The 13900-nt window shown below is 63.2% G+C and carries 9 protein-coding genes; 7 read left to right on the top strand and 2 right to left on the bottom strand.

Features of this window, described 5'->3' with window-relative positions:
- The first annotated feature begins 83 nt into the window (after window positions 1–83).
- From G4D79_RS33665 to G4D79_RS33655, 3 genes are all read left to right on the top strand, one after another.
- The gene (locus tag G4D79_RS33665) at window positions 84–1157 is read left to right on the top strand and encodes a hypothetical protein (RefSeq protein ID WP_147343779.1); all 1074 of its coding nucleotides are present in this window, start codon (window positions 84–86) and stop codon (window positions 1155–1157) included.
- A 241-nt stretch (window positions 1158–1398) separates the two neighbouring features.
- Window positions 1399–1926, top strand: a complete 528-nt coding sequence (locus G4D79_RS33660) for a hypothetical protein (RefSeq protein WP_118604587.1) — start codon at window positions 1399–1401, stop codon at window positions 1924–1926.
- On the top strand, window positions 1827–7175 hold the full coding sequence (locus G4D79_RS33655) for a helicase-related protein (protein ID WP_238704760.1): 5349 nt from the start codon (window positions 1827–1829) through the stop codon (window positions 7173–7175). Before G4D79_RS33660 ends, G4D79_RS33655 begins: the two co-directional genes overlap by 100 nt.
- Window positions 7176–7296: 121 nt before the next feature.
- On the opposite strand, the gene G4D79_RS33650 is transcribed toward G4D79_RS33655, so the two are convergent.
- Window positions 7297–7686: a hypothetical protein gene (locus tag G4D79_RS33650; protein ID WP_118604579.1), complete on the bottom strand. Its 390-nt coding sequence runs from the start codon at window positions 7684–7686 to the stop codon at window positions 7297–7299.
- Between the two features lie 823 nt (window positions 7687–8509).
- Between G4D79_RS33650 and G4D79_RS33645 the strand changes: the two genes are divergently transcribed.
- The 4 genes from G4D79_RS33645 (at window position 8510) to G4D79_RS33630 (ending at window position 13419) form a co-directional block, all read left to right on the top strand.
- The gene (locus G4D79_RS33645) at window positions 8510–8920 is read left to right on the top strand and encodes a hypothetical protein (protein WP_223304641.1); all 411 of its coding nucleotides are present in this window, start codon (window positions 8510–8512) and stop codon (window positions 8918–8920) included.
- Window positions 8917–10488, top strand: a complete 1572-nt coding sequence (locus G4D79_RS33640) for a relaxase/mobilization nuclease domain-containing protein (RefSeq protein WP_042925476.1) — start codon at window positions 8917–8919, stop codon at window positions 10486–10488. The genes G4D79_RS33645 and G4D79_RS33640 overlap by 4 nt, the downstream gene beginning before the upstream one ends.
- A gap of 109 nt (window positions 10489–10597) precedes the next feature.
- A complete protein-coding gene (locus tag G4D79_RS33635; protein WP_042925479.1) occupies window positions 10598–11074 on the top strand; it encodes a hypothetical protein in 477 nt (158 codons plus the stop codon).
- Window positions 11071–13419: a hypothetical protein gene (locus tag G4D79_RS33630; protein WP_075835957.1), complete on the top strand. Its 2349-nt coding sequence runs from the start codon at window positions 11071–11073 to the stop codon at window positions 13417–13419. Before G4D79_RS33635 ends, G4D79_RS33630 begins: the two co-directional genes overlap by 4 nt.
- Before the next feature lie 68 nt (window positions 13420–13487).
- Here G4D79_RS33630 and G4D79_RS33625 read toward each other — a convergent pair whose 3' ends face one another.
- Complete coding sequence (locus G4D79_RS33625; protein ID WP_214515001.1) at window positions 13488–13688, bottom strand: CPBP family intramembrane glutamic endopeptidase; 201 nt, start codon at window positions 13686–13688, stop codon at window positions 13488–13490.
- Window positions 13689–13900: the final 212 nt, after the last annotated feature.

Here is a 13900-nt window from a genome sequence, read left to right as displayed (position 1 = left end):
ACGATTCGATCGTGGGGGATGGTGAACAGATGTGATGTCATCTGTTCGACGAGGACGAATTGACGTCGTGAGAGGCGGAAACATTGAGTACGAACAGCGGCCGGGACGACGATGACTGGACGGCTTGGGAGGTGTTCGAGGCTGGGGCGCGGACGCCGGTGGAGCCGATCTTCACCGGTTCGGAGGAATGGGATTCCGCACCCGTGCTGTATTCCCTTCCGACGCCGACTGGTATCGACTTCAACTCACGGACTGCGCAGGCGCTGGAAACGTGGTTCGACGCCACGGTCGGCCCGACTACGGGCGTCGCCTCCTGGTCGACCTCTGAGGCGGACAGTCCTCTCATCCGCTCGTACGAGCAGATGCGGTGGGTGATGGCTGTGTCGTCCTTTGTCTTGCTTCTTTCGACGGTGGTTGTTGCCGTGGGTCCGTGGATGCTTCAGGACCTGATGTTATGGCTATTCGTGGCAACGATCGGGTCGGCCAGTGCCGCATGGGCGTGTGACAGCAAAGCAAAAGCCGTGCGCCGTGGACAAACGATGAAAACCGCTGGTCGCGACGCCCTCGCTCACGGGCGGATGCGTATCGCGCAGGGAACGCCGAGTCCACCCGAGCTGAAACTGGCCTTGCACGTAGCGCAAACGGCCCATGTCATCGAGACTTCGCCGGCCTTTTCGAGTGGCTATCTGAGCAGTCATCGCCGCCGGATCAATCTTGCCGAAGAAGTCGCAGCCTTGTCCGCTGACGCGGCGGAGTTGTGGAACGTGCGCAAGACTCTCACCAGGAAAGAGGACATACCGGAAGGCAGCGACGCTTCTGCATTGTTGGGCGTACTTGCCGCTCACGAACGCGACTTGATCTCGGTGTGGGACTCGTTGAAAGCGCGCGCGAACGCTCTCGACCGCTACCGCACCAAGGTCGACGAGATGAACGACCGCCTGCGCTACCTCGATCAACTCGAAGCGGCGGCCGGGCACGCGGACCGTATTGTCGCCCTGAAAAATCGCACTGTCGAACATCGACAAGCCGCAGAGGCTACTGACTCGATGAGCGCAGAGCTGGAAGCGGTCCGAGAAGCGATCGACTCCCTGGTCCGAGGTATGGATAAGGACATTGCCGTTCTCGAGGCCCGACCGGCCGACCGTGAAAGTGACTGAGGTCACAAGCAAAAATCCGGGGATCTAAGTCTGTTTGAAGCAAAGGAAGGGGCGCATCACTCGTTTCATAAGCAACACTAGAACCATTAGAGGTAACCGGATTCGGTTGCCCAAAATGGAGGTGAGTTGCCTGTGGCACGAAGGCCGCGCAAATCGCGCGAATCCGAGGGACAGCTGAGTCTGGAAAGTTTGTGGGCCGACCCCGATCCAAGACCGTCGACAACGACCGAGAGGAAGAACAATGAGTACCCCGATCTATCTGGAGCAAGTGCGGACCTACTTTCGGAACTATCTGCCGAGTCGGGTCGCGACGCTGGAGGATCCGGAGAGTTACTTCGCGGAGCTGGCAGAGGCGATAGCCGAGCAGGTGGCAACAGTGAGCGCGCAACTCGAAGTAACCTCACGCCTCCCGGAGGAGAGCTATTTGCAGAGAGTGGGGCGGTTGAACGCGGTGCGGGCTCAGGCCCAGGAGCTGGCGTTGACGGAGATTCTCTATTCGATTCCACCCGAGACATCCCAGAGCGACGACGTGAGCAACGCGCGGGACGTGGAGTTGGCGACGGCGACAGCGGAATCGAACGAAGTCGATCGCCGGTTGGAGATGGAAGAGGAGTCGGCGGAGGCGATCGATTGGGATCGCAGGTTCCCGCACCTGATCGAGGAGGTGCGCTGGATGCAGAGCGATCACGGGAACCTCAGCGAGGAGGAGAAGAGGGCGCAGCTCCAGGCGATCTTCGCAGCTCAGGCCGCCGCCCGACCGAAGGGCTGACCCGGGAGGTACCGAGAGATCAGACTGCGAGGGCCGCCGACGAGCAGAGCCTTACCGCGGACGCGGTTGACGCGCTCTACGCCGGGGACCTCGATGTCGAGGATTCCGAGGAGATTCGGTTCACCCCGTACACAGAGGTCGGAGCTGATGGCCGACTGAATCGGGTCGACGGGCGCAGTGACGCGACGAGTTGGCGGCCGCCGCTGGACATGCCGCCGGTTCCGAGCGGTATCCGCGCCCGCATCTCTGCAAATCTCGATGCGATCCGGACTCTGCACCGGATCGAGGAGCACGGTAAGTCGGCGACCGCAGAGGAGCAGCAGATACTTTCGCGCTGGTCGTCGTGGGGTGCGGCTTCGCAGATCTTCGACGATTCTCGCCAGGACTTGCGTGATGACGCGGCCGAGCTGCGCGCGCTGATCGGAGAGCAGGCCTGGCTCGCCGCTCAGCGCACGGTCCTCAACGCGCACTACACCGACCCCGCTATCGTGGCGGCGATCTGGGACCACCTGGGGGACTTGGGTTTCACCGGGGGAGAGGTTCTCGAACCGGGTAGCGGGTCGGGAACGTTCATCGGGTTGGCTCCACGAGCTGCGCGGATGACGGGGGTGGAGTTGGACCCGACGACCGCCCGCATCGCGGCGCAGCTGTACCCGGCGGCGACGATCCGCACGGAATCGTTCGCGGACACACCGCTGCCGGAAGGCACGTTCGACGCGGTAGTCGGCAATGTGCCGTTCTCCGGGGCGAAGTTGCATGATCCGGTACACAACCTGGGCAATCATTCGATGCACAACCACTTCATTCTCAAGTCGTTGGCTCTGGTCAAGCCAGGGGGAATGGTCGCGGTCATCACCTCTGCCTTCACGATGGACGCGCAGAACCCGTCGGCGCGACGTGAGATCGCGGGCAGGGCAGATTTCTTGGGCGCGATCCGATTGCCGACCGGCGCTCACCGCAGAACGGCCGGCACCGACGCTGTGACCGACGTGCTGATTCTGCGTCGCCGCGACGGCATACCTGTCCCGGTGGGAGGGGATTTCGAGCGGACGCTCGAGAAGTCAGCGACCCGGGCGGGCATGCTGGACGGGGATGTCCCGGAAGTGGCCACGGTGCGGATGAACGAGTACTTCGAACGTCACCCGGAAATGGTGCTCGGCACGGTGGAAGTCGGTCACGGCATGTATTCCTCCGACACGGTGAAGGTCAATGCCGGTGATCGGGATCTAGTTTCGGATCTGCGCGGCGCATTGGCTCAAGTGGCGGCCCAAGCGCGGGGTGCCGGTGTAGTGCATGCGCCACGCGGCATCAGTGCGGATGAGCGGCGGGTGGCCGCTGTCGTCGGGGGTAGCCCAGCACATTTCCCAGGGCACATCAGTCTCTCTCCGGATGGGGAGTTCCGGCGCCGAACGGTGTACGGGACGGACGAACCACTGACGGTTCCGTCGAGTCAGCAGCGCGAACTTCGGGGCCTTCTCGGTATTCGTGATGCGACCGTGGCGTTGCTCGAAGCGGAGGCCGCCTCTGCGCAGGACAACGAGTCGATCGGTGATCTGCGTTCGGTGTTGAACGCACGGTACGACGCATACGTCGATCGGTACGGGCCGATCAACAGATGTTCATGGCATCCGAGCGGGCGCTTGGACGCGGACACCGGCGAGCCGGTGTTGTCGGTGCGACGGCCGCCGGTGATGCGAACGTTCCGCGAGGATCCGCACCAACCGGCTGTGATGGCACTCGAGGATTACGACGCAACGACGGATACGGCGTCGAAGATGGCGATCATGAGTAGACGTGTCGTTGCTCCACGCACACCCCGCCTCGGTGCCGACACTCCAGCGGACGCGTTGGCGATCTGCATGGACACCCACGGCCGTATCGATATCGAAGTCGTCGCGCACCTGCTCGGTGTCGAGGAGCAAAGCGCGCGAGAGCAGTTGCGCGGCCTGGTCTTCGCGGATCCCGAGCAAGGCGGTGCGCTTGTTTCGGCAGCGGAGTATCTGTCCGGTGATGTGCGCGCAAAACTCTCGGCAGCGGAGGCGGCGCTTGTCGACGACCCGCATACCTACTCGGAAAACATTGCGCCGCTGTCGGCTGTCATTCCTGAGGACTTGGGTCCGGCTGAGATCGATGCTCGACTGGGTGCGGCGTGGATCGAAGCGGACGATGTGGAGAATTTCCTGCAGGAGGTTCTTGGTGACACCACGATTCTGGTCTCGCGGGGTGTCGGTTCGGAGTGGCGGGTCAATGGCGGTGTCGGTGGTGTCCTTTCCACCGAGGAATTCGGCACGGAGCGGGTGCCGGCACCGAAACTTGCCGAGTACCGGCTACGGCAGAAGGCGATCCGTGTCTACGACCCGGACGAGGACGGAAACTCGCGGATCTTCAACCCGACTGAGACGGATGCGGCCAACGAGAAGGCCGCGCAGCTCGGCGAGAGGTTCGCGGAGTGGGTGTGGGAGAACCCGCGACGGGCTCAGCGATTGGCGGACGAGTACAACCGCCGGTTCAACGGGATCGTGTTGCGGTCGTATCCGACCGAACACATGACCTTGCCTGGACTGACCAAGGATTTCACTCCGCGGCCGCATCAGTTGAGTGCCGTCGCACGGATGGTGGCCGAGCCGAATGTCGGGTTGTTCCACGCTGTGGGCGCGGGCAAGACGGCCGAAATGGCGATGGGGGTGATGGAGTTACGTCGACTCGGTTTGGTGAACAAACCGGCGATGGTCGTACCGAATCACATGCTCGATCAGTTCTCGCGTGAGTTCCTGCAGGCGTATCCGCAGGCGCGTGTTCTCGCTGCGGGCACTGACGATCTTGCCGGAGACAAGCGGCGCGCTTTCGTCGCCCGTGCCACGACCGGCGACTGGGATGCCATCGTGATGACGCGTGGCAGTTTCGCGCGGCTGGTGGTCAGCAATGAGACCGCGCGCTGGTACCACGACAGGGAGATTGCGCCGAGGCGGGAGTATTTGGCAGCACTCAAACGCAACGGGGGTGCGGGGCGAACGATCAAACGCACCGAGGATCTGATTCTGAAAGCGGAGGAAAAGCTCAAGAGCAAATTGTCGGGTCCGGTGGATCCGGGAATCACCTTCGAGCAGACCGGGATCGACTACCTCGTCGTCGACGAGCTGCACGACTACAAGAATCTGTCCACGGACACCAACATTCAATCGGCCGCGATCGCCGGTTCTCAGCGTGCGCAAGATCTGCACATGAAGATCGAGTACTTGCGGGACAAGCACAACGGGAGAGCGGTCACCGGAGCAACGGCGACCCCGATCGCGAATTCGATCACCGAGGCATACGTCATGCAGCGGTACCTGCGACCCGATCTGATGGAAGCTGCCGGGATCACGAATTTCGATCAGTGGGCGGGAACATTCGCTTCCACGAAGGCGGAGTTGGAGATGTCGGTGGACGGCAACTCCTGGTCGCTCAAGGAACGGGTATCGGGTTTCCGGAACGTGCCCGAGTTGCTGAAGATGTTTCACGTCGCCGCTGATGTGAAGACGGCGGAGGATCTCGACCTTCCGACACCGGCCATCGCGAGGCGGGGCGACGGGCAGCGAGTTCCCGAACTGATTTCCGTCCCGGCGACGCAGGCTCAGCGTGATTTCGTGATCAGTCTCGGTGAACGTGCGGATGCGGTCCGCAAAAAACTTGTCGAGCCGACCGTGGACAACATGCTCAAAATTTCATCGGAAGGGCGCGCAGCGGCGCTGGATCTGCGCTTGCTCACCCGCAAGGCCCACACCGCACAGGAACTAGCCGCAATTGAAGACGGTGACGATTTGTTCGCCGACGCCGGGACGGCGTTGGAGGAGGCACAGGCCGACTCCGGACACAAGATCGGTGCGGCGGCTACGTGGTTACACCGCAATTGGGAGGAGAACAAGGACAACGTCTACATCGGGAAGGACGGCGCTCCGCATCCGCGTCGGGGCGGGTTGCATTTGGTGTTCTGTGATCTGGGAACGCCGGGGGAGGGGTGGAACGTGTACGACGAACTGGCATCGGAGCTCACTACGAAAGGCGTGCCGCGCGAGCAGATCGCGTTCATCCACGACGCCAAGACCGACAAGGCCAAAGCGGCGATGTTCGCTGACGCGAAATCCGGGAAGATCGCGATCTTGGTCGGGTCGACATCGAAGATGGGGGTGGGGACGAATGTGCAGGACCGGGTTGTCTCGTTGATGCACATCGACTGTCCCTGGCGGCCGGCCGATCTGGAACAGCGAGACGGGCGCGGCGTCCGGCAGGGAAATCAGAACGCTGAAATCAGGATCGGGATCGCCATCACCGAAGGAACATTCGATGCTCGGATGTGGTCGACGCAATCACGGAAAGCCACTTTCATCAATCAGTTCATGAGAGGCAGCCTCGACGTCCGCGAGATTGACGACATCGGAGACGCGGCGATGAACGCGAACGAAGCGGTGGCCATCGCTTCGGGCAATCCGCTGGTGCTGGAAAAGGCGGAAGTTGATGCCGAGGTCGGGAAACTGGAGCGTTTGCGAAGATCTCATCAACGCAGCCAGTCCATGCTGGCGTTGCGTGTCCGCGAATCCGAATACCGGATTCCGGAACTCGAAAAGAGCATCGCCACGTTCACCAGCGCGATCGAACAGCGGGTATCGACTCGGGGTGAGAAGTTCGTGATCGAACTCGACGGGAGCACAATCGATTCTCGAATCGAGGCCGGCGACGCGATCGCCGCGCGGTTGTATGCGCTCATCGAAGACAGATCATCGCATTGGAAAGAGATCGACGGCGGTCGTATCGGACGGCTGGGCGGCTTCGAGTTGTACGCGCGCAATGTGCCGAACGGGCGCAGCGCTGACGCCGCGATCGTGTTTCCAGACATCGACGGTCATGCGGTCACGTTCAACGCGGGCACCTTGCGCAACGGTGGTGTCGGTATCGCAGTGAAGCTCGAGAATGCGATCGAGGGAATGGACCGCCGGTTGGCCAATGCCGAACGCGAACTCGCGACCGCAGTCGGAGAGAAGGGACGATCGGAGGCGAGACTCGGGTTGAAATTCGAGCACGAGGAACGGCTGGACGCACTCAAGGTGCGCAAGCGCGCGATCGACATCGAGCTTCGTGGCGATCCGGAACCAGAGGCAGGCGAGGAATCCGAGCCGACCCCGCAGAGCGATTCGCGTGCCGTCGAGCGCTCACGTCCGTCACATCTGGACCGAAGCGGCGGGCCGTCTCCTGGTGTGAACCGTGACCGCTGAGCGATAGGGGCGCACCACGTAGTCGCGCCCTGAACATGGATCTGGCTCCACCCGAGACATCGGGATGGAGCCAGATTCATTTTTTTGTGGATAGTTGCCTGTTGGTTCGTTGTGGTGCCGGTCAGTGGGCAGGGTTGGTGCCCGAAGCGACCGGAGTGGGTGGTGAGGTGGGTGTGGACGGGGAAGCGATGTTCCCCTTCTCCTTGCCTGCTTTTGCTCGTTTGCTCACGGCTGCGAGAGCGGCGGTGGGCTTGAGGTCGATCTTCTCGAGCGCGCTGACTTTCGCGCCGCCTTCACGCGCTGCCTCGTATGCAGCGGCTACGGCATTCTCGGTTGCTTCTTCGCGTGCGATCAGCTCACGTTGACCACGCTCGCGTGCCTCGCGTGCGAGCTTCCATTCACCCATCTTCACCGCGAGGTCACCGACGAGAGTTTCGACCGAGTTTTCGACGAGGGCGGCTCGGTACGCCGATGCAGCCTTCTCGGCGGCGGAATTCTTCGTTGTGGCCATGTGGTCACCGGTCCTTTCAGTTCGAATGAATCTACTGTATCGAATGGTTCGTCGTGTTGTGAATCCGTGCGGGCGAAGCGCGGAGTCTTTGAGTGAGGAGAGGTCGTGGAGTATCGCCGTTGCCGGAGGTGTTGTCCCCGGCCTGGGTGTCCGGGGCGGCGTTGTGTGCAAACCAGACGCGGAGCGGAGGAATCTGGTTTGTGCCCAATGCCGAGTTCCCCGGTGCACAGGTTGGGGGCAACACACCAGGTTCGGATGGGCGTTTTCCGCGCGCAGCGTGGTGGTGTTCGCCGCGTAGCGGCGGCCCGTTGCCCACAGATGGGGATGGCGCATGCCGCTCCTCATGTGGATGCCCGAGATTTTTCCTCTCGCTCCGCTGCGTCTCGGGCACCCACAATCCTCGCGCGCCACCCCCAAGTGTGGACGACGGGATCGGGCGGTCAGCTTCGCAGGTAGACGTCGCGGCTAGTGGGTGGCGAGCAGAGAAGAACGCGAAGGGCGGGGCTGCCGCGAGGCCGCTTCGCGACCTCTTGCCTGATGAAGAATCCGCGCAGACGCGAGTTGGGTGTGGGCCGGCGGGGTTGCTCGGGTGCGTGGTGATCGCGCGTTGTGCATTTCCGCAGGAAGCAGGCAGGTCTAGTGGAAAAGCAGAGCAAGATATTCTAAAACCCAGGGGTTTTAGCTTGCGCCTGCCGCGGGCGTGGTTCAGACTCGAAGGGGTTCGAGGTCTGAGCACCCCGGCGGCGGGGTGGATGTCGCCGGGCGGCCGGCGAGTGAGGTCCAGTCGAGGGTTCGTCTGGACGGTTGAGGAGCTGGGTTGAGCGTGAAGGCGAAGCGAGGTCACCGTTCGCACGGTGTGGTCGTTCGTTCGCGTCGCAAGGAAGCTCTGTTCACTCCGGACGAGTACGCGTTGATCGAGCAGGCTTCGACGATGAGGGGCTTGAAGTCGGGGGCATTCATCGCGGCGTCTGCGGTCGAGACGGCGAAGGCGATGACCACAGGTTCAGGAGAGAACGCTCCGGCGACGGTGCACGAGTTGCGCGGTGTCGCGGCTGAGGTGCGGGAGTTGCGTCGATTGTTGGGGAACGTGGCCGGCAATCTCAACGATGTCGCCCGTCATGCGAATTCGACGGGGCAGCTGGGCGGTAATGCTGATGCTGTCTTGGAGTTCACGCGGCGCACGAACACGAAGATCGATGCCTGGCTGATGGAGCATCTTCGGAGCCTGCGGTGATCGACAAGATCGTGAAGGGTTGGGATGCGAAGGGGTTGGTCCGCTACCTGATGGGGCGGGGCGATCACAACGAGCACACGCGCCCGACGGTGATCGGGGCGTGGCAGTCCGACCCTGGCGCGTTGCAGCCTGATCTGGTGGGGCCGGGAGATTTCGACTTCGATCCGGCGGAGTTCACAGCGTTGCTCGATCACGTGAACGCGACTGCCGAGGCGGCCGAGTTGCCCAGGCGTCAGCCGCAGACAGGTGAGCCGGGGTACACCAAACACGGATACGTGTGGCATTGCTCGCTCAGCCTGTCGGCGGAAGAGGGGAAGCTCTCGCACGCGCAGTGGAACGAGATTGCACGCGATGTGATGGACCGAACCGGGATCGCTCCGGAAGGTGACGCCGGTGGGTGCCGATGGATCGCGGTGCATCACGGTCAGTCCACAGAAGGCAACGATCACATTCACATCGCCGCGGTGTTGGTGCGCCAGGACACGGGTCGTCGCTTCCACCCGAAGAACGATTTCGGAGTGACCCGCACGGTGATGCGGGATTGGGAGGATCGACTCGGTTTGCAGGCGACCGCGATCAACGACGGTTCTGCAGCACCAGCGGCCAGTCGCGGCGAGATCGAGAAAGCGGCGACCCGGATGCGGCAGGGTTACGAGGGGCTGAGCCGGGGAGAAGCCGGTAAGGCCGCGAAGATTCAGTTGCGTCAAGTGGTGACCGAGACCGCCGCGATGAGCGCGGACTCGGAGCAGTTTCTGTCCGAGCTGCGCTCGCAAGGTGTGCTGGTGCACTTGCACCGCAACGACGACGGAAAGATCGACGGATACGCGGTCGCTGATCCCGAGGACCGCGACGCGAAGACCGGCCGCCCGATCTTCTTCGGAGGTAGAAAGTTGGCTCCGGAGCTCTCGTGGGTGAAGTTGTCGGCGCGGTGGTCCGGGGATGCGGCATTGGCGGTACCGGAGACCGGGCGGGCGCATGAGGTGTTGTCCTCGATCGCGGGAGTCGTGCGCGGGAGCGCGGTCGCAGTACGCGGCAGGACCGAGTCGCCAGTGGCGGTGGCGAAGAGCGTGCAGCCGCTGTTGGCGGTATGGGCGAGGGTCGCGGACGGTGCGCAGCGGCGCGGGGAGCTGAGCCGCGCGGCGTGGTCGTTCGATCGGGCAGGACGGATGCCGAAGTCCTTGGAATCACCGCCTGCGGGAGAAATGGCGCGGGCGTTGCGTGCTTCGACTCGTCAGTTGTCGAGAGTAGGACTGGTGTCCGGTCGCGGTATGACCCGTGACGCCGGGCTCGAGTTGGCGTTGGCGTTGTCGGAATTGTTGTTGGAGATCGCGGCGTGGCACGAGGTATCGAAACGCTCGCATCACTGCGCGGCGGCCACCAGGTCGGCTCGTTGCGTGGGACGTTTCGCGGACGAAGCGGGCCGCGGAATGTCGGGTGCTCCGCGCACCACTGCGGCAGTAGTCGACAGTGTTCGTGATCGCGCGCCTTCGCGCGGACGTACACCAAGAGCTCCGGCGTCGAGCACGCCGGAATGGTTGCCGAGGAGAGGGGAAGAGAGGAAGTTGTGATCGCAGGCGCGTGATCCGCCGCGTACAAGTCCACATCGTCGGGAGTCGCCACCCATTGCATGCTGCGAGCTGTGCTCGTGGCACGACCGACGAGTTGGAAAGGGCAGCGATGACTGACCCCACGAACGACAATGTCACCGATCGAGGTTCTACTGTTTTCGCTGTGTCACTGATGTACCGAGCTGTCGACTCGCCGGTCAGTGAACTGCATTCGACACATCCTTCTCTTACCCGAGCTGTGGAGAGTCTTGCCCGCCACGTGCACGCCGCCGCAGTCGATCCGATCGACGACGTGCGTGTGGCCATCGTGGAGGAGCCACACGGGCAAGACGCGGTCGTTGTGTTCGAATACTCAGGTGCAGCGGTGGAGGTGATCCGCGCCTTCGATGCCTTCGCGAGCACAGTCCCTTCATCGTCTAGTCCTGAATCGGTGAAAGTGATCCGTGCATTCGATGCATTCTCAAACACGGAACACTCGGCGACTGCTCCTGCTGCGGCATGGGAACGAGCGGCGCAGACCTTTCTTGCCCCGGCGCCCTCTTCGCCGACAGCGCCGGCGGTCGTATCGGACGGAGAGCAGAGATGAGTGAACACGACGAGGTTCCGACGTTCTCGCTTGGGCGTGGTGACGCGATGCGATGGATGATGGCGATGCGCGCGGGCGCGGATCTGATGCGCACTGTTCGCGAAAGCAGGGGGCGCGCGGCGTTCGAGGACGCGGAGAACGTGGCCCGGATCGAAGCGGTTGCTGCCGAGAACGGATTACGCAAGCTCAGCGCTGACGATACCGAGCAGTGGAATGCGGCGGCAGCGGCCGGCCGTGTCTACGCAGAGCAGCATCCCGAGTCGGGGATGACTGTGCGCATCGCTCCGCTGTCGGGAGGCCGGTACGGAGTGCAGGCGGGATGGGAGGACAACTACACGTCCACGGTGGTCGGTTCAGCCAAGATGGCGGGGGAGCTGAGGTCATGGCTCAACGAGAACAGCAACTACAGCAGCATCGATGACCTCCGCGGCACTGTGGAAGAACTACATCAGCATCAGCTCAACCTTGCGGCGCAGACGGCGCAGGAGCGAGCCACCTTCGAACGCGAAGAATCCCGACGCGTCGAGATAGCACGCTGGTTGCATCAACCCGAACAAGCGCGAGTACGGGCGATGTGGGAAGACACTTCGCATCCGGAGTTTCGCGGCGAGAACGGATTCGAAGAAAGCCGCCGCAAATTCTGGCTCAACGGTGTCTTCCAGCACGCGCAGAAGCACAACGGCGACCTCGCGAAGGCCACAGAGTGGGCACTCGAACACGACAAAGAGTTTTACGGAGACTGGAGGAAAAACGCTCCACGTGTGAACTTCCAGAACTTCGAAGAACCCGAGATGCGCGACGCCGAACGCAACCATGAGCTGGCCTTGATCGGCAGATGGGCGAGCGCCTTTGCCGCGGACAAGGAGTTCGAAGCAGCACAAGCCTGGGCCAGTGAGCACGACCCGGCGCTCTATCAGAACTGGCAGCGGGCACAAGCACAAGCAACTGGTCTGGACGAGACACGGCGCGGAGAGAAGTCGCTCATCGACGCGGTCTCAGTGAGTAAGGAACTCGCGGCAGCGAAAGCGTGGATGAAAAAGGCAGGCAACGAGCAGGTCGCGTTGGACTGGGAGTTCCCGGACGCGCACACCTGGCAGGGCGAGGACGGGGTGCAGGCGCAGTGGCTCCGTGGGCAGTGGCACGCAAGCGAGGCCTACACCGAGGGGTTGCCGGAGGCCGAGCAGATCGAGGAGGCGAACGCCTGGATGGCGTTGCCACGCAACGAGAAGATCGCGGCCGAATTTAATGAGCCGAGCGCACAGACGTGGGAGGACTTCCGGGAGGAATGGCTACGCGGCCGGTGGCGCGATGCGCAGGCGGAGGCTGCGCAGGACGCGCCGCCTCCGCCGACCCTGGCGGATCGCCTCGAGGGACGCGTCGATCAGTCGATCCTCGAGGACAAGAGGTGGGCGACGGCCGAGCGGCAGTTCACCGCGTTGGTGCGCGATGGTGCCGACCCGGACCGGCTCGCGGATGTCGTCGCCGGGATCACCTTCAACGAGAAGATCCGCTCTCCCAGCGCGTTCGCCTCGTGGAACATGCGGGAGGCGGCGACGAAGGGCCGTGTCTCGCAGAAGAGTGAGGACGAAGCCAAACGCGAGGTCGCGGAGGAATGGCTCGCGCAGGCGCAACCCGGCCATCCACTCGATCGGGCGCGGGCAGCGTTGCTCGTGGGCCAGATCGACGAATCGTTCGACGCCAAACTCGCCGAACATTATCCGGGTCTGCTCGACGGAGACCGTATGCGTGAGCAGGCGAACACCCAGGCGGCGCGCCACGACGGAAACGCCGACGCCGCCGAAAGCGAGGCACAGCGCATCGAGTACGCCGAAGCAGACGAGCGTGGACGAACCCGGTCCCGGGCGGCCGATAGCGCACCTGCTCACGACGATTCGCGGTCATCGAGCGATCAGTACGGGGAAGTCGTCGATCTCGACAAGACCCACGGCGGGTGGGACGAGGACATTCCGTTGCCCGATGAACCGGAACCTGACGAGCCGATCTACGACCACGATGTCGGGTCCGAGCGAAGCACCGAGATCCCGTTCTCGCAGGCGACGGCCGAGGAGTCGGAGCGGGCGTTTCCACTCGACGAGGTCGGTGACGGCCGCACCATCGCCGATGCGCGCGCGGAACGGTCGTACGCGGCCGGGGAGCGAAGCGCTGCGAGAGAGGAACGGGCGCAAGGCGAGGCTGCACAGGTACAGCCCACCGAGGCAGCGGCCAGAGCTGCTGGCCCGTTGACGCCACCGACCGGCATCAAACCCACGCATCGCCGGGGACCGCGTAAACCACCGGGGACAGCGCCGTCGACGGCAGCGAGAGTGGCCAAACGCGCGCTGTAGTCAGGTGATCAGGGGTCGGCGCGTTGTCATGACGCGTCGACTTTCTGTATGTGAGGGGATGGTCCTCTTCACCGGATCCAGTTCAGTACCCCATACGAGTCCAAGTTCCCCATCGCATGCGCGACGATGGCCGGCCACAACGACCGAGTTTTCAGGACCAGGGGGAAGAACACCAGCCCGAGCGTGGCGGCCGAGAGTACATTCCACGCACCGAATTCCGCGTGTGAGAAGCCGAACAGCGCAACACTGACGACGACGTACCAGCGCATGACCCCACCGAGAAGTGCTGCGCGAAGTCGCCGGTCACGGACGTGATCGCGAAACTGCCACAAACGGACAGTCCCAGCCCGCGAAAGAGGTCTCCTCGGCGATCACGTGGGCAACAATCGTCAGCGTCATCCACGCCACCGGAACGCCCGCATACCAGTCGTTGCGGTTCTCACCAGTGATCTCCGTGGAGATGCCCGTTACCGACCGCAGT

The sequence above is a fragment of the Rhodococcus sp. WY5 genome (assembly GCF_018588185.1).
Lineage (GTDB): Bacteria > Actinomycetota > Actinomycetes > Mycobacteriales > Mycobacteriaceae > Rhodococcus_F > Rhodococcus_F qingshengii.
Note: the sequence above shows the minus strand (reverse complement) of the source record. Positions and strands in the feature narration are given on the sequence as shown.

Coding starts and splice junctions, on each gene's coding strand:
- G4D79_RS33660 (WP_118604587.1), top strand. CDS start 1,399: ATGAGTACCCCGATCTATCTGGAGCAAGTGCGGACCTACTTTCGGAAC.
- G4D79_RS33650 (WP_118604579.1), bottom strand. CDS start 7,686: ATGGCCACAACGAAGAATTCCGCCGCCGAGAAGGCTGCATCGGCGTAC.
- G4D79_RS33635 (WP_042925479.1), top strand. CDS start 10,598: ATGACTGACCCCACGAACGACAATGTCACCGATCGAGGTTCTACTGTT.
- G4D79_RS33630 (WP_075835957.1), top strand. CDS start 11,071: ATGAGTGAACACGACGAGGTTCCGACGTTCTCGCTTGGGCGTGGTGAC.
- G4D79_RS33625 (WP_214515001.1), bottom strand. CDS start 13,688: ATGCGCTGGTACGTCGTCGTCAGTGTTGCGCTGTTCGGCTTCTCACAC.